At 55.0% G+C, this 16,131-nt stretch carries 13 protein-coding genes and 4 tRNA genes; all 17 read right to left on the bottom strand.

The annotated features are described in order from the left end of the window. Nucleotides 1–24 precede the first annotated feature (24 nt). Nucleotides 25–495: a 30S ribosomal protein S7 gene (rpsG, locus tag CKW15_RS21305; protein WP_002555493.1), complete on the bottom strand. Its 471-nt coding sequence runs from the start codon at nucleotides 493–495 to the stop codon at nucleotides 25–27. Nucleotides 496–614: 119 nt separating this feature from the next. Continuing rightward, complete coding sequence (rpsL, locus tag CKW15_RS21300) at nucleotides 615–986, bottom strand: 30S ribosomal protein S12 (RefSeq protein WP_002555494.1); 372 nt, start codon at nucleotides 984–986, stop codon at nucleotides 615–617. A 216-nt stretch (nucleotides 987–1,202) separates the two neighbouring features. Beyond that, nucleotides 1,203–5,402 (bottom strand): DNA-directed RNA polymerase subunit beta', encoded by a 4,200-nt coding sequence (gene rpoC / locus CKW15_RS21295; RefSeq protein ID WP_053162834.1) that lies wholly within the window; start codon nucleotides 5,400–5,402, stop codon nucleotides 1,203–1,205. 64 nt (nucleotides 5,403–5,466) lie between these two features. After that, on the bottom strand, nucleotides 5,467–9,540 hold the full coding sequence (gene rpoB / locus CKW15_RS21290) for a DNA-directed RNA polymerase subunit beta (RefSeq protein ID WP_095059511.1): 4,074 nt from the start codon (nucleotides 9,538–9,540) through the stop codon (nucleotides 5,467–5,469). Nucleotides 9,541–9,760: 220 nt separating this feature from the next. Then, nucleotides 9,761–10,126 (bottom strand): 50S ribosomal protein L7/L12, encoded by a 366-nt coding sequence (gene rplL, locus CKW15_RS21285; protein WP_095059512.1) that lies wholly within the window; start codon nucleotides 10,124–10,126, stop codon nucleotides 9,761–9,763. A 75-nt stretch (nucleotides 10,127–10,201) separates the two neighbouring features. Further along, a complete protein-coding gene (rplJ, locus tag CKW15_RS21280; RefSeq protein WP_007970413.1) occupies nucleotides 10,202–10,702 on the bottom strand; it encodes a 50S ribosomal protein L10 in 501 nt (166 codons plus the stop codon). A gap of 198 nt (nucleotides 10,703–10,900) precedes the next feature. Continuing rightward, nucleotides 10,901–11,596 (bottom strand): 50S ribosomal protein L1, encoded by a 696-nt coding sequence (gene rplA, locus CKW15_RS21275; protein WP_095059513.1) that lies wholly within the window; start codon nucleotides 11,594–11,596, stop codon nucleotides 10,901–10,903. Continuing rightward, nucleotides 11,596–12,027 (bottom strand): 50S ribosomal protein L11, encoded by a 432-nt coding sequence (gene rplK / locus CKW15_RS21270; RefSeq protein WP_007933726.1) that lies wholly within the window; start codon nucleotides 12,025–12,027, stop codon nucleotides 11,596–11,598. The genes rplA and rplK overlap by 1 nt, the downstream gene beginning before the upstream one ends. A 117-nt stretch (nucleotides 12,028–12,144) precedes the next feature. Continuing rightward, nucleotides 12,145–12,678, bottom strand: coding sequence for a transcription termination/antitermination protein NusG (nusG, locus tag CKW15_RS21265; RefSeq protein WP_095059514.1), 534 nt, complete (start codon nucleotides 12,676–12,678; stop codon nucleotides 12,145–12,147). A 9-nt stretch (nucleotides 12,679–12,687) separates the two neighbouring features. After that, on the bottom strand, nucleotides 12,688–13,056 hold the full coding sequence (gene secE / locus CKW15_RS21260) for a preprotein translocase subunit SecE (protein WP_007984402.1): 369 nt from the start codon (nucleotides 13,054–13,056) through the stop codon (nucleotides 12,688–12,690). A 45-nt stretch (nucleotides 13,057–13,101) separates the two neighbouring features. Beyond that, a tRNA-Trp gene (locus CKW15_RS21255) sits at nucleotides 13,102–13,177 on the bottom strand. 175 nt (nucleotides 13,178–13,352) lie between these two features. Then, nucleotides 13,353–13,428: transfer RNA gene (locus CKW15_RS21250), tRNA-Thr, on the bottom strand. 26 nt (nucleotides 13,429–13,454) lie between these two features. After that, nucleotides 13,455–13,528 (bottom strand) — tRNA-Gly (locus tag CKW15_RS21245). Nucleotides 13,529–13,552: 24 nt separating this feature from the next. Next, nucleotides 13,553–13,637, bottom strand: a tRNA-Tyr gene (locus tag CKW15_RS21240). A 142-nt stretch (nucleotides 13,638–13,779) separates the two neighbouring features. Continuing rightward, nucleotides 13,780–14,211 (bottom strand): hypothetical protein, encoded by a 432-nt coding sequence (locus tag CKW15_RS21235; protein ID WP_095059515.1) that lies wholly within the window; start codon nucleotides 14,209–14,211, stop codon nucleotides 13,780–13,782. A gap of 7 nt (nucleotides 14,212–14,218) precedes the next feature. Then, on the bottom strand, nucleotides 14,219–14,968 hold the full coding sequence (locus CKW15_RS21230; protein WP_095059516.1) for a pantothenate kinase: 750 nt from the start codon (nucleotides 14,966–14,968) through the stop codon (nucleotides 14,219–14,221). After that, a complete protein-coding gene (birA, locus tag CKW15_RS21225) occupies nucleotides 14,958–15,914 on the bottom strand; it encodes a bifunctional biotin--[acetyl-CoA-carboxylase] ligase/biotin operon repressor BirA (RefSeq protein WP_095059517.1) in 957 nt (318 codons plus the stop codon). Before birA ends, CKW15_RS21230 begins: the two co-directional genes overlap by 11 nt. Nucleotides 15,915–16,131 lie beyond the last annotated feature (217 nt).

Here is a 16,131-nt window from a genome sequence, read left to right as displayed (position 1 = left end):
CTCGCAAAATTAGTGACGCAAAAATTAGAAGCGGTAGTGCGAGAAAGCTTTGTTAGCTTCAGCCATACGGTGCACGTCTTCACGCTTCTTAACTGCAGCACCTTTACCTTCGGCAGCGTCCAGCAATTCGCCAGCCAAACGCAGAGCCATAGACTTCTCGCCGCGCTTACGGGCGAAGTCTACCAACCAGCGCATTGCCAGAGCGTTACGACGGGACGGACGAACTTCAACCGGAACCTGGTAAGTAGCACCGCCTACACGGCGCGACTTCACTTCGACCAGCGGAGCGATGGCGTCGAGAGCTTTCTCGAAGATTTCCAGGGGGTCGCTGTTCTTGCGTTCTTTAACCTTTTCCAGCGCGCCATAAACGATACGCTCGGCAACGGCTTTCTTGCCGCTTTCCATCACGTGGTTCATGAACTTGGCCAGAATTTGGCTTCCGTATTTTGGATCGTCAAGCACTTCGCGCTTGGCTGCTACGCGTCTTCTTGGCATGGATAAGCCCTCAAACGGTCTTCAGGTTCGCTCGGAATCGGTGCCCATCAAGGGACGCCTCCGACCTTACTCTTATCGACTCAGAAAAATAGAAAATCAGTTTTTACAAAAAGCCGCTACTACTTAGGCTTCTTGGTACCGTACTTCGAACGACCCTGGTTACGACCTTTAACGCCGGAAGTATCCAAGGAGCCGCGTACGGTGTGGTAACGAACACCTGGCAAGTCTTTTACACGACCGCCGCGGATCAGTACCACGCTGTGCTCTTGCAGGTTGTGGCCTTCACCGCCGATGTACGAGGAAACCTCGAAACCGTTGGTCAGACGCACACGGCATACTTTACGCAGTGCCGAGTTAGGTTTTTTCGGCGTGGTGGTGTACACACGGGTGCACACGCCACGGCGTTGCGGGCAGTTCTGCAGCGCAGGCACGTCGGATTTCTCGACGATACGCTTACGCGGCTGACGTACCAGCTGGTTGATAGTTGCCATCTACTAGCTCCACTGTTGTCTTGCGACGCTATTGTCTTGCAAGAAAAGCAAAATGGCAGGAACGAATTCCCGCCAAATTTAGGGGTACAAGAGTCTAAAGAGGATCTTGCCCCCAGTCAAGGCAAGGCCCCGACCTCTCCCCTCATCCAACCTCGACAAATTGTCTCGATTCGATGAACGGAGCGACCAGGGCCTTACGCTCATTTACCGCAGAACTCAGTTACCGCTCGAGTTCAGCGCTTCGGTCAGTGCAGCTTCCACTTCACTGGCGCTTACGCGCAACGGCTTGTCAGCATCACGGCGGCGCTTACGCTCGCTGTGATAGGCCAGGCCGGTACCAGCCGGGATCAGACGACCCACGACCACGTTTTCTTTCAGGCCGCGCAGGTAATCGCGCTTGCCGGTTACCGCCGCCTCGGTCAGTACGCGAGTGGTTTCCTGGAAGGAAGCCGCCGAGATGAACGATTCGGTGGACAACGACGCCTTGGTGATACCCAGCAGAACGCGAGTGAACTTGGAGACAAATTTGTCTTCGCCGCTCAAACGTTCGTTCTCTACCAATACGTGAGTCAATTCCATCTGGTCGCCCTTGATGAAACTGGAATCGCCGGATTCAGCGATTTCAACTTTACGCAGCATCTGACGCAGGATGGTCTCGATGTGCTTGTCGTTGATCTTCACGCCTTGCAGACGATAAACGTCCTGGATCTCGTTAACAATGTACTTGGCCAGCGCACTCACACCCAGCAGACGCAGGATGTCGTGTGGATCGCTTGGACCATCGGAGATAACTTCGCCGCGGTTTACCTGTTCGCCTTCGAACACGTTCAGGTGACGCCACTTTGGAATCAGCTCTTCATACGGATCGCTACCGTCGTTCGGGGTAATAACCAAACGGCGCTTGCCTTTGGTCTCTTTACCGAACGCGATGGTGCCGCTGACTTCAGCCAGAATCGACGCTTCTTTCGGACGACGAGCTTCGAACAAGTCGGCAACACGCGGCAGACCACCGGTGATGTCACGGGTCTTCGAAGTTTCTTGCGGGATACGAGCGATAACATCACCGATCGCGATCTTCGCACCATCCGCCACACCGACGAGGGCGTTGGCTGGCAGGAAGTACTGAGCAATAACGTCAGTCCCTGGCAGCAACAGATCCTTGCCGTTGTCGTCGACCATCTTAACGGCAGGACGGATGTCCTTGCCGGCAGCTGGACGATCTTTGGCGTCGAGTACTTCAATGTTGGTCATACCGGTCAATTCGTCAGTCTGACGCTTGATCGTGATGCCTTCTTCCATGCCCACGTAGGTCACGGTACCTTTCATTTCGGTAACGATTGGGTGAGTGTGCGGATCCCACTTGGCCACGATAGCGCCAGCTTCGACCTTGTCACCTTCTTTAACCGAAATCACAGCACCGTATGGCAGCTTGTAACGCTCGCGCTCACGACCGAAGTCGTCAGCGATCGCCAATTCACCGGAACGGGACACTGCAACCAGGCAACCATCCACTCGCTCAACGTGCTTCAGGTTATGCAGACGGACGGTACCGCCATTCTTCACCTGAACGCTGTCGGCTGCGGAGGTCCGGCTTGCCGCACCACCGATGTGGAACGTACGCATGGTCAGCTGGGTACCCGGCTCACCGATGGACTGGGCGGCGATAACGCCGACCGCTTCACCGATGTTCACCTGGTGACCACGAGCCAGGTCACGGCCGTAGCACTTGGCGCAAATACCGAAGCGGGTTTCGCAGCTGATCGGCGAACGCACGATCACTTCGTCGATGCTGTTCAGCTCGATGAACTCGACCCACTTCTCGTCTACCAGGGTGCCGGCAGGAACGATGACGTCCTCGGTACCTGGCTTGAATACGTCACGGGCGATAACTCGACCCAATACGCGCTCACCCAGCGGCTCTACAACGTCACCGCCTTCAATGTGCGGAGTCATCAGCAGACCGTGTTCGGTGCCGCAATCGATCTCGGTTACAACCAGATCCTGCGCCACGTCTACCAGACGACGAGTCAGGTAACCCGAGTTCGCCGTTTTCAACGCGGTATCCGCCAGACCCTTACGAGCACCGTGAGTGGAGATGAAGTACTGAAGTACGCTCAAGCCTTCACGGAAGTTCGCAGTAATCGGCGTTTCAATGATGGAACCGTCCGGCTTGGCCATCAGGCCACGCATACCGGCCAGCTGACGAATCTGTGCTGCGGAACCCCGCGCACCCGAGTCGGCCATCATGTACATCGAGTTGAAAGATTCCTGGTCGACTTCGACGCCATGACGGTCGATGACTTTCTCTTTCGAGAGGTTGGCCATCATCGCCTTGGAAACTTCGTCGTTCGCCTTGGACCAAAGGTCGATCACTTTGTTGTACTTCTCGCCCTGGGTTACCAGGCCGGAGGCGTACTGGCTTTCGATCTCTTTCACTTCATCAGTAGCAGCATTGATGATGCGGGCTTTTTCATCCGGGATAACGAAGTCGTTAACACCGATGGAAACGCCGGAAATGGTCGAATAAGCAAAACCGGTGTACATCAACTGGTCAGCGAAGATCACAGTCTCTTTCAAACCAACCACGCGGTAGCACTGGTTGATCAGCTTGGAGATTGCCTTTTTCTTCATCGGCAGGTTGACGACGTCGTACGACAGACCTTTTGGCACAACCTGGAACAACAGAGCGCGGCCGACAGTGGTGTCGACAATACGGGTATTGCTCACGCTGCCGCCATCACGGTCGTTGACGGTTTCGTTGATCCGGACTTTGACCTTGGCGTGCAGTGCGGCTTCGCCGGCACGGAACACACGGTCAACTTCCTGCAGATCCGCGAACACACGACCTTCGCCCTTGGCGTTGATCGCTTCACGAGTCATGTAGTACAGACCCAATACAACGTCCTGCGACGGAACGATGATTGGCTCACCGTTGGCTGGCGACAGAATGTTGTTGGTCGACATCATCAACGCACGCGCTTCGAGCTGGGCTTCCAGCGTCAGCGGTACGTGCACGGCCATTTGGTCACCGTCGAAGTCGGCGTTGTACGCAGCACAGACCAGAGGGTGCAGCTGGATAGCCTTACCTTCGATCAGTACCGGTTCAAACGCCTGGATACCCAGACGGTGAAGGGTCGGTGCACGGTTGAGAAGAACCGGGTGTTCGCGAATCACTTCAGCAAGAACGTCCCAAACCTCTGGGAGCTCGCGCTCGACCATCTTCTTGGCAGCCTTGATGGTGGTAGCGAGACCACGCATTTCAAGCTTGCCGAAAATGAACGGCTTGAACAGCTCCAGAGCCATCTTCTTCGGAAGACCGCACTGGTGCAGACGCAGGGTCGGACCTACGGTAATTACCGAACGACCGGAGTAGTCAACACGCTTACCGAGCAAGTTCTGACGGAAACGACCCTGCTTACCCTTGATCATGTCAGCCAGGGATTTCAGAGGACGCTTGTTGGAACCGGTGATAGCACGGCCACGACGACCGTTGTCGAGCAGTGCGTCGACGGCTTCCTGCAACATACGCTTTTCGTTGCGCACGATGATGTCCGGAGCGGACAGATCAAGCAAGCGCTTCAAGCGGTTGTTACGGTTGATCACTCGACGATACAGATCGTTGAGGTCGGAAGTCGCGAAGCGACCACCATCCAGCGGGACCAGCGGACGCAGATCTGGCGGCAGAACCGGCAGAACGGTCAGCACCATCCACTCTGGCAGGTTGCCGGAACCCTGGAAGGCTTCCATCAACTTCAGACGCTTGGACAGCTTCTTGATCTTGGTTTCGGAGTTGGTTTGCGGAATTTCTTCACGCAGACGGCCAATCTCGTGTTCCAGGTCGATCGCGTGCAGCAGTTCACGGACAGCTTCGGCACCCATGCGGGCATCGAAATCGTCGCCGAACTCTTCCAGCGCTTCGAAGTACTGCTCGTCGTTGAGCAGCTGACCTTTTTCAAGGGTGGTCATGCCTGGATCGATAACGACGTAGCTCTCGAAGTAGAGAACGCGCTCGATATCACGCAGGGTCATGTCCATCAGCAAGCCGATACGCGACGGCAGCGACTTCAGGAACCAGATGTGGGCAACTGGCGAGGCCAGTTCGATGTGCGCCATGCGCTCACGACGAACTTTTGCCAGCGCGACTTCAACGCCGCACTTCTCGCAGATCACACCACGGTGCTTCAAGCGCTTGTACTTACCGCACAGGCACTCGTAATCCTTTACCGGGCCAAAGATCTTGGCGCAGAACAGGCCGTCACGCTCAGGTTTGAACGTACGGTAGTTGATGGTTTCCGGCTTTTTAACTTCACCGAACGACCACGAACGGATCATCTCAGGCGATGCCAATCCGATACGGATGGCGTCGAACTCTTCGACTTGACCCTGGTTTTTCAGCAAATTCAGTAGGTCTTTCAAGGCCTTTCCTCCTGGCGGAGCAGAGAGCGGGCAATCCTGCCCCGCTCTCGATTCGCGTCACGTGTTATTCGGTTTCCAGATCGATATCGATGCCGAGGGAACGAATTTCCTTGATCAACACGTTGAAGGACTCGGGCATGCCCGGCTCCATACGGTGATCGCCATCCACGATGTTTTTGTACATCTTGGTACGGCCGTTCACATCGTCCGACTTCACTGTGAGCATTTCTTGCAGAGTGTAAGCGGCACCGTATGCTTCCAGTGCCCAGACCTCCATCTCCCCGAAACGCTGACCACCGAACTGCGCCTTACCACCCAGCGGCTGCTGGGTAACCAGGCTGTACGAACCGGTAGAACGAGCGTGCATCTTGTCGTCTACCAAGTGGTTCAGCTTCAGCATGTACATGTAGCCAACGGTAACCGGGCGCTCGAACTTGTTGCCGGTACGGCCGTCGGTCAGCTGCATCTGGCCGCTTTCTGGCAGGTCCGCCAGTTTCAGCATGGCCTTGATTTCGCTTTCCTTGGCGCCGTCGAACACTGGAGTGGCCATCGGAACGCCGCCACGCAGGTTTTGAGCCAGATCCAGGATTTCCTGGTCCGAGAAGTCATCGAGGCTTTCCTGACGACCGCCGATCTCGTTATAGATCTCGTGCAGGAATTTACGCAGCTCGGCAACTTTACGCTGCTCTTCAATCATGCGATTGATCTTCTCGCCCAGACCTTTGGCCGCGAGGCCGAGGTGGGTTTCAAGGATCTGACCAACGTTCATACGCGAAGGTACGCCCAACGGGTTGAGGACGACGTCGACCGGGGTGCCATTGGCATCGTGCGGCATGTCTTCAACCGGCATGATCACGGAGACCACACCTTTGTTACCGTGACGACCGGCCATCTTGTCGCCCGGCTGGATGCGACGACGGATTGCCAGGTAAACCTTGACGATTTTCAGCACGCCTGGAGCCAGGTCATCGCCCTGCTGCAGTTTGCGCTTCTTGTCTTCGAACTTGTCGTCCAGCAGTCGGCGACGATCAACGATGTAGGCCTGAGCCTTCTCGAGCTGCTCGTTCAGAGCATCTTCAGCCATGCGCAGCTTGAACCACTGGCCGTGCTCAAGACCGTCGAGAACTTCGTCGGTGATGTCCTGACCTTTCTTCAGACCGGCGCCGCCTTCGGCTTTGTGGCCGACCAGAGCGGAACGCAGACGTTCGAAAGTAGCACCTTCAACGATACGGAACTCTTCGTTCAGGTCCTTGCGGATCTCGTCCAGCTGGGACTTCTCGATCGACAGTGCACGAGCATCACGCTCAACGCCGTCGCGGGTGAAGACCTGTACGTCGATGACAGTACCTTTGGTACCGGTAGGTACACGCAGGGAAGTGTCTTTAACGTCGCTGGCTTTTTCACCGAAGATTGCACGCAACAGCTTCTCTTCCGGAGTCAGCTGGGTCTCGCCTTTCGGAGTGACCTTACCAACCAGGATGTCGCCTGCGCCAACTTCAGCACCTACGTAAACGATACCGGCTTCGTCCAGCTTGTTCAGTGCAGCTTCACCGACGTTCGGGATGTCTGCAGTGATTTCTTCAGGCCCAAGCTTGGTGTCACGAGCCACACAGGTCAGTTCCTGGATGTGGATCGTGGTGAAGCGGTCTTCCTGAACCACACGCTCGGACAGGCAGATGGAGTCTTCGAAGTTGTAACCGTTCCAGGCCATGAACGCGATGCGCATGTTCTGGCCCAAAGCCAGCTCACCCATATCGGTGGACGGACCATCAGCCATGATGTCGCTGCGCTGAACCCGATCACCCTTGCGAACCAGCGGACGCTGGTTGATACAGGTGTTCTGGTTGGAGCGGGTGTACTTGGTGAGGTTGTAGATATCAACACCGGCTTCGCCAGTCTCGACTTCATCATCAGCAACACGAACCACGATACGGCTGGCGTCTACGGAATCGATCACACCACCACGACGAGCCACGACGCAAACGCCGGAGTCGCGGGCAACGTTACGCTCCATGCCGGTACCCACCAGCGGCTTGTCAGCACGCAGGGTTGGTACAGCCTGACGCTGCATGTTCGAACCCATCAACGCGCGGTTGGCGTCATCGTGCTCGAGAAACGGGATCAGCGACGCAGCCACCGAAACAACCTGTTTCGGTGAAACGTCCATCAAGGTGACGTCTTCCGGCGCCTTAACGGTGAACTCGTTCAAGTGACGAACAGCTACCAGCTCGTCGATCAGCATTTTCTTGTCGTTCATCGTGGCCGAAGCCTGAGCGATCACGTGATCAGCTTCTTCGATGGCGGACAGGAACACGATCTCGTCAGTGACCAGAGCGTCTTTCACCACACGATACGGGCTTTCGAGGAAGCCGTACTGGTTGGTGCGCGCATAAGCGGCCAGGGAGTTGATCAGACCGATGTTCGGACCTTCCGGCGTTTCGATCGGGCAAACACGACCGTAGTGCGTTGGGTGAACGTCTCGAACTTCAAAGCCGGCACGCTCACGAGTCAGACCACCAGGGCCGAGTGCAGAGACACGACGCTTGTGAGTGATCTCGGATAGCGGGTTGTTCTGGTCCATGAACTGAGACAGCTGGCTGGAACCGAAGAACTCTTTCACCGCCGCAGCCACTGGCTTGGCGTTGATCAGGTCTTGCGGCATCAGGCCTTCGCTTTCAGCCATCGACAGACGCTCTTTGACCGCACGCTCAACACGTACCAGGCCAACGCGGAACTGGTTTTCGGCCATTTCGCCTACGCAGCGAACACGACGGTTACCCAGGTGGTCGATGTCATCGACGATGCCTTTACCGTTACGGATGTCGACCAGGGTCTTCAGTACCGCGACGATGTCTTCCTTGCACAGCACGCCCGAACCTTCGATCTCGGTACGACCGATACGACGGTTGAACTTCATCCGGCCGACCGCAGACAGATCATAACGCTCAGGGCTGAAGAACAGGTTGTTGAACAGAGTCTCGGCAGCGTCTTTGGTTGGCGGCTCGCCTGGACGCATCATGCGATAGATCTCGACCAGCGCTTCCAATTGGTTGCTGGTGGAGTCGATCTTCAGAGTGTCGGAGACGAACGGACCGCAGTCGATATCGTTGGTGTACAGAGTCTCGACGCGAACAACCTGGGCCTTGGCGATTTTTGCCAGGATCTCGGTGTTCAGCTCGGTGTTGCACTCAGCCAGAATTTCGCCAGTTGCCGGATGCACGATGGCCTTGGCGGTAGTGCGGCCCAGGACGTAGTCCAGAGGCACTTCCAGGGTCTTGAGACCGGCTTTTTCGATCTGGTTGATGTGGCGCGCAGTAATACGGCGACCAGCCTCAACGATGACCTTGCCCTTCTCGTCCTGAATATCAAGAACAGCGATTTCACCGCGCAGACGCGAAGCAATCAGTTCCAGGCTGAGGGTTTCGCCGCTCAGGTGGAAAACGTTGGTGGTATAGAACGCGTCGAGCACTTCTTCAGTGGTATATCCGAGCGCGCGCAGCAGTACCGATGCAGGCAGCTTGCGACGACGGTCGATACGCACGAATACGCAGTCTTTCGGGTCGAACTCGAAGTCCAGCCACGAACCGCGGTAAGGAATGATACGCGCGGAGTACAGCAGTTTACCGGAGCTGTGCGTCTTGCCACGGTCGTGGTCGAAGAACACGCCCGGGGAACGGTGCAGCTGGGAAACGATTACACGCTCGGTACCGTTGATTACGAAGGTACCGTTCTCAGTCATCAGGGGGATTTCACCCATGTAGACTTCTTGCTCTTTGATGTCCTTGATCGCTTTGTTCGACGACTCTTTGTCGAAAATGATCAGGCGCACTTTTACCCGCAAAGGTACGGCGTAAGTTACACCGCGCAATACGCATTCTTTGACATCAAAAGCCGGTTCGCCCAGACGATATCCGACGTACTCCAGCGCAGCATTGCCGGAGTAGCTGATGATCGGGAAAACGGATTTGAAGGCCGCATGCAGGCCCACGTCGCGGAACTGATCTTTAGTCGCTCCCGCTTGCAAGAATTCACGATACGAATCCAGCTGGATGGCCAGGAGGTACGGCACATCCATGACGTCCGGCAACTTGCTAAAGTCCTTGCGGATACGTTTTTTCTCAGTATATGAGTAAGCCATCAGCGTTCCCCAGCTTGGTCACCTGCTTGTTTGGCCCCTCCCGACGGGAGCAGCCAGAAAATCGTGCAAACCCCATGGTTTGCGCCACCGCATCGGGTGGTTACAGCACGTTATCGGCACCGACCCAGTCGGCTGCCAATAACGGAAAAAGGCCGGTGGCAAGAGCCACCAGCCATCAGCCTGTCGCTTAACGCTCGGGCTGGAGACGCAAAGTCGATGCTTACTTCAGCTCGACTTTAGCGCCTGCTTCTTCCAGAGCTGCTTTGGCTTTGTCGCCAGCATCTTTGGTCACTGCTTCCAGAACCATGGCAGGAGCGCCGTCAACTACAGCCTTGGCTTCTTTCAGGCCCAGACCGGTCAGTTCACGTACTGCCTTGATCACGTTAACTTTCTTCTCGCCAGCTTCCAGCAGCATGACGTTGAATTCAGTTTGCTCTTCAACAACAGCGGCAGCAGCAGCTGGACCAGCCGAAGCAGCAGCAGCGGTAACACCGAATTTTTCTTCGAAAGCTTTGATCAGCTCAACAACTTCCATTACGGACATGTTGCCAACTGCTTCAAGGATATCGTTCTGAGAGATAGACATGAATCTAATTCCTGATATTGGGGACGGCCTACGCGACCATCGAAAAAAACAAAAAACGCGAGAAGTTGACGAGCCTTAGGCTGCAGCAGCTTCTTTCTGGTCGCGAATTGCCGCCAGAGTACGAGCCAATTTGCTGGTAGCGCCTTGAATCACGCTCATCAGCTGAGAAATTGCTTCGTCACGGGTCGGCAGAGTTGCCAGTACGTCGATTTGGTTAGCTGCGAGGAACTTGCCCTCGAACGCAGCTGCCTTGATCTCGAACTTGTCCTGACCCTTTGCGAACTCTTTGAAAATCCGGGCAGCAGCGCCTGGATGTTCTTTGGAGAACGCAATCAGGGTAGGGCCAGTGAACACGTCGTTGAGAACACTGAATTCAGTGTCAGCAACAGCGCGCTTGAGCAGGGTGTTACGTACAACACGTACGTAAACGCCAGCTTCACGAGCCTCTTTACGGAGTCCGGTCATCGCGCCTACTGTTACGCCACGGGCATCAGCCACGACAGCGGACAGAGCGACTTTGGCAGCCTCGTTGACTTCAGCGACGATGGCCTTCTTGTCTTCGAGTTTAATTGCCACGGGTTTAACTCCTGCTTGTTACCGTTTCATCTGGTCGAAACCGGATGTCGTTTTGGTGTCTGATTCGGTAAGGAACCGGGAGCACCATCTGCGTAGGCTTGAGGTTTAAGACTTTCGTCGCCTACGGTCTTGGATAGCCCCCGCCAGGCAGGGACCCCAATTTTTCAATTGGCGCAATTACTTACGCCAATCTGTGTCTTACGCGTCGAGCGAGCCTTGGTCGATGACCAGACCTGGGCCCATAGTGGTGCTCAGGGTAACGCGCTTGACGTAAATGCCTTTCGAAGAAGCTGGCTTGATACGCTTCAGATCAGCGATCAGGGCTTCAACGTTTTCCTTCAGCTTGACGGCGTCGAAGCCGATCTTGCCAACGGAAGTGTGGATGATGCCGTTTTTGTCGGTGCGATAACGAACCTGACCAGCCTTGGCGTTTTTAACCGCGGTAGCTACGTCTGGAGTTACGGTGCCGACTTTAGGGTTAGGCATCAGACCACGTGGACCGAGGATCTGACCCAACTGACCCACAACGCGCATTGCATCCGGGGATGCGATCACTACGTCATAGTTCAGGTCGCCGCCTTTCATTTCGGCAGCCAGGTCGTCCATGCCTACACGGTCAGCGCCGGCAGCCAGAGCAGCTTCAGCAGCTGGACCTTGGGTGAACACTGCAACGCGAACGGTCTTGCCAGTGCCGTGTGGCAGCACAGTAGCGCTACGAACGACCTGGTCGGATTTACGCGGGTCAACACCCAGGTTTACAGCAACGTCGAACGACTCGCTGAACTTGACAGTCGACAGCTCAGCCAGCAATGCAGCGGCGTCTACAAAGTTGTAGGCCTTGCCTGCTTCGATTTTGCCGGCGATAGCCTTTTGACGCTTGGTCAGCTTAGCCATTACACACCCTCCACGTTAAGGCCCATGCTACGAGCAGAACCGGCGATAGTACGCACGGCTGCTTCCATATCAGCTGCAGTCAGATCCGCGTTTTTGGTTTTCGCGATTTCTTCCAGCTGAGCACGAGTCACAGTGCCAACCTTAACGGTGTTCGGACGAGCGGAACCGCTGGTCAGACCGGCCGCCTTCTTCAGCAGAACCGAAGCAGGGGTGGATTTGGTTTCGAAAGTGAAGCTACGGTCGCTGTAGACAGTGATGATCACTGGAGTCGGCAGACCTGGCTCAAGACCCTGAGTACGGGCGTTGAAAGCCTTGCAGAATTCCATGATGTTCACGCCGTGCTGACCCAGTGCAGGACCAACAGGTGGGCTTGGGTTAGCCTGAGCGGCTTTCACTTGCAGCTTGATGTAAGCGGTAATCTTCTTGGCCATGAGGCACTCCAATTACGGGTTCAAACGCCTCGAAAGGCTCCCCGGTTACTTGCGCGTTTATCCCAGTGACGACAAAACCCCACAGCCTACGGCTGCGGGGTTGGGATTTTTGTTCAACTAGACCTTTTCGACCTGGCTGAACTCGAGCTCCACCGGAGTAGAGCGACCGAAAATAAGCACAGCCACTTGGATCCGGCTCTTTTCGTAGTTAACTTCTTCAACGACACCGGTAAAGTCAGCAAACGGACCATCGTTGACACGTACCGACTCACCCGGCTCGAACAACGTCTTCGGCTTCGGCTTATCGCTACCATCAGCGACGCGACGCAGGATCGCCTCTGCTTCTTTATCGGTAATTGCTGCAGGCTTATCAGCGGTACCGCCGATAAAACCCATCACCCGAGGAGTGTCCTTGACCAAGTGCCAAGTACCCTCGTTCATATCCATCTGTACAAGCACATAGCCAGGGAAGAACTTACGTTCACTCTTGCGCTTCTGGCCATTACGCATTTCAACCACTTCTTCAGTGGGAACCAGAATCTCGCCGAAGCCATCTTCCATACCGGCCAGCTTTACGCGCTCGATGAGCGAGCGCATTACATGCTTCTCGTAACCGGAGTAAGCATGCACAACATACCAACGCTTAGCCACGGGACACCCTTAGCCGACGATCAAGGAAACAAGCCAGCCGAGCAGGGAATCAAGCCCCCACAACAGCAACGCCATAACCAGAACAACAGCCACAACGATTAACGTGGTCTGCGTGGTTTCTTGGCGAGTTGGCCAAACGACTTTACGAATCTCGGTGCGTGCTTCCTTAACCAGTACAAAGAAAGACTTGCCCTTGACCGTCTGCAAGCCTACAAAGGCAGCTACGGCAGCAATAGCAAGCAATGCGAGTACGCGGTACAGGATCGGCGAAGCAGAAAAGTACTGATTGCCAACAACGCCAACAACCACCAGAGCGACTACTACTAGCCACTTGAGGAGGTCGAAACGAGAGCCTTGAGCTTCAGCTTTAGGAGTCATCTATGAAGATCCTGTGAAAAGAAAGCCAGATACACCGAGTGAATCTGGCAGGTCAGGAGGGAATCGAACCCCCAACCTACGGTTTTGGAGACCGTCGCTCTGCCAATTGAGCTACTGACCTAAAACAAAATCAGGCCGACCATTATGCCGACCCGAAAAAGACTTTACAACACTTACCAGGAAACCCTGATTGCAACACCGAACCTCACGATACCGGCAACCTTAAAAAACCACCTCAAGGCGCAACCACGACCACCTAAAACAAAGGCAGATATTTTCATATCTGCCTTGTTATATGGAGCTCTTGAGCGGATTTGAACCGCTGACCTCACCCTTACCAAGGGTGTGCTCTACCAACTGAGCTACAAGAGCGTAACACTGTGCAAAACCTGTAAACTTGGAGCGGGTAGCGGGAATCGAACCCGCATCATCAGCTTGGAAGGCTGAGGTTCTACCACTAAACTATACCCGCGAGGCTTACAGCTCTCGCTAAAAATGGTGGAGGGGGAAGGATTCGAACCTTCGAAGTCGTAGACGTCAGATTTACAGTCTGATCCCTTTGGCCGCTCGGGAACCCCTCCTAAGCGAGCCGGCATTCTACATCATGCCAGCCTTCTGTCAAGCATTTTCTCATTAAAAACCTGAGCTTAGCTGCGTTGACCTCGCTTCACATCGCTACCCGTTACCGGTGTTCGCTGTGGAGCGGGCGCCATTCTATGCAAACTATTCGGTGGGCGCAACCCCTTCGCACGGCATTATTTTATGTTTTAACTCATTGAATTCTTTAGAAAGGTTTATCAGCTGCAGATCATCCAACCAACGCCTGCTCTCAGGCGCGATTCGCACCCAGTAAGGCTCTGCGCCATTCCTGGGCAGAGATTGAAACTTTACCTCCATGCCACTCAAGCGTCGTTCCAGCGCTTGCGCGGCGTCCTGACGAACATATCCCCCCAAATAGAGGCAGGTAGCCTCCGCAGGCGCCCTCGCTTTGTCTCGAGGAGCTTCAGATGCTTCGCTCAACAAACGGATATCCTGCTGAGCGCCGCGATACAAATTCAACGGTGTGACATCTTTCGCACGCAAAGGTGCTTCCTGCTGGTGCCAGACGTAATAAAAGCCATTGAGGACAAGTAGCAGCAGAAACAACCAACGCATAAAAACCTCAGGACAAAGGGCAAGCCATAGCTAATCCGACAAAGACCAGGTCCGGAACGACTCTGGCCTGAGGCACCACCTCAGCAACCAGACCCGCATCCCCACCAGTGAGGAAGACTGTGAACCCTTCTCCCCAATAGCTGCGCGCCAACTCGAGCTGAGTCAGCACAAAGCCACGCAACATCAAAGAACAGCCACGCTCGACAGCTTCGACAGTGGTTCGACCAGGGACAAGCACCTCCAGCGCTCGCTCCGCTGCAAGATCCCCGTATCGAATCTTACGAGTGTGAGTACGCAGTTGGTTGCGCATCAATGGCATGCCCGGACAGATGAAACCACCAAGATGCTCTCCGTCTGCAGCTATGAAGTCAGCAGTTACCGCCGTACCGAAATCGAGCACCAAGCAGGCACCAGCCGCCAAGTGAAAACCACCAAGCATCGCCAACCAACGATCAAGCCCCAGACGGTCGAACTCCTCGTATCCATTTCGGACACCGGCCATCTCACGCACTGGTGCAGCACAAACGACAGATACGCTGTAGGTATCCGATAGCAACGACGTCAATGCCGTAGTTTCTTCAGCGGTCCTGACACTCACCATCCGGCAAAAAGTGAGAGCAAGGCCCGTGATCGCCTCCAGACTTTCCAGCAGCGCGAGATCCGAATCGACAACACCCTCACCGATCAGCTGCCGGACGCTTGTCGCAAGCACACGCCACTTGATGAAGCTATTCCCACAGTCGAGCTCAAGAATCATCACGCAACCTCAGGCTCAGCTCGCCACCACTGAAAACTTTCTCCACGCCACCAACCCTCAGACGCAATGCTCCCTGACTATCGATACCTACTACCTGGCCGTCTATTTTATTGACGCCGGCAATCAACGACACATCTCGCCCCTGCCATAAGTGATTTTGCTCCCACTCAGCCTGGATAGCCAAAAAGCCACCCGCCTGATGAAGAGCCAAGTATCTCTGAAGCGTCGCACCCAACGCTGCGACCAAATGATTGCGATCAAATACCTTGCCCGATTCAAGCCGCATGGATGTCCATTGCTGATCAACCTCATCATTCGCCTGCATGTTCACATTAATTCCAACACCAAGGACCACGTGACACACATCAGCAGGATCTCCGACCAACTCCAGCAGTATCCCGGCGATCTTTTTCTGACCGACCAGGACATCGTTAGGCCATTTCAACCCAACCCCTGGAATACTCAGCTCGCGCAATGTCTGCATAACGGCAAGCCCAACGACCAGACTTAATCCCTCTAGCTGACGCATACCACCATCAATACGCAATACGAGACTGTAATAGACATTCTCTGCAAATGGGCTCACCCACTTGCGACCGCGTCGTCCGCGCCCAGCAGTCTGCCGCTCAGCCAGCACCAGAAATGGTGCCGCTTGGCCCCGCTCGATCAGACGTAGCGCCTCTGCATTTGTAGAGTCGATCGAATCGTAAGCGAGGGCCGGCCACTCACAGGAAGATGCTCTCAAGATTTCCGAAGGATCAAGCAACACCAGTGACGTGGACAGCTGATAACCACGACCTCGGACCTTGTGAATTGAAAGACCTAATTCTGCCTCTAGATGCTGGAGCTGTTTCCACACAGCACTACGACTCACCCCCAGGGCAGCCCCCAAGGCTTCACCCGAGTGAAATCGACCATCTTTAAGAAGCTTTAACAACGTCAGCATGCAAGTCTCGCCTCACAATGAGGCCCGCATAATAGCCACGCCCCGAGCCATTGCATAGAAATCCCGGAGGCGAACTTTCCTGCGGACAAAACAAAACCCCAACTGCTTTCGCAATTGGGGTTTCGGAATTTAATCTTGACGATGACCTACTCTCACATGGGGAAACCCCACACTACCATCGGCGATGCATCGTTTCACTGCTGAGTTCGGGATGGGA

Source organism: Pseudomonas sp. Irchel s3b5, assembly GCF_900187435.1.
Lineage (GTDB): Bacteria > Pseudomonadota > Gammaproteobacteria > Pseudomonadales > Pseudomonadaceae > Aquipseudomonas.
This window is presented reverse-complemented; position numbering and strand designations above follow the sequence as displayed.

What these genes read in the sequence shown, in the direction of transcription:
- rpsG (WP_002555493.1), bottom strand. Translation starts at nt 495, where the DNA reads ATGCCAAGAAGACGCGTAGCAGCCAAGCGCGAAGTGCTTGACGATCCA.
- rpsL (WP_002555494.1), bottom strand. Translation starts at nt 986, where the DNA reads ATGGCAACTATCAACCAGCTGGTACGTCAGCCGCGTAAGCGTATCGTC.
- rpoB (WP_095059511.1), bottom strand. Translation starts at nt 9,540, where the DNA reads ATGGCTTACTCATATACTGAGAAAAAACGTATCCGCAAGGACTTTAGC.
- rplL (WP_095059512.1), bottom strand. Translation starts at nt 10,126, where the DNA reads ATGTCTATCTCTCAGAACGATATCCTTGAAGCAGTTGGCAACATGTCC.
- rplA (WP_095059513.1), bottom strand. Translation starts at nt 11,596, where the DNA reads ATGGCTAAGCTGACCAAGCGTCAAAAGGCTATCGCCGGCAAAATCGAA.
- rplK (WP_007933726.1), bottom strand. Translation starts at nt 12,027, where the DNA reads ATGGCCAAGAAGATTACCGCTTACATCAAGCTGCAAGTGAAAGCCGCT.
- secE (WP_007984402.1), bottom strand. Translation starts at nt 13,056, where the DNA reads ATGACTCCTAAAGCTGAAGCTCAAGGCTCTCGTTTCGACCTCCTCAAG.
- CKW15_RS21235 (WP_095059515.1), bottom strand. Translation starts at nt 14,211, where the DNA reads ATGCGTTGGTTGTTTCTGCTGCTACTTGTCCTCAATGGCTTTTATTAC.
- CKW15_RS21230 (WP_095059516.1), bottom strand. Translation starts at nt 14,968, where the DNA reads ATGATTCTTGAGCTCGACTGTGGGAATAGCTTCATCAAGTGGCGTGTG.
- birA (WP_095059517.1), bottom strand. Translation starts at nt 15,914, where the DNA reads ATGCTGACGTTGTTAAAGCTTCTTAAAGATGGTCGATTTCACTCGGGT.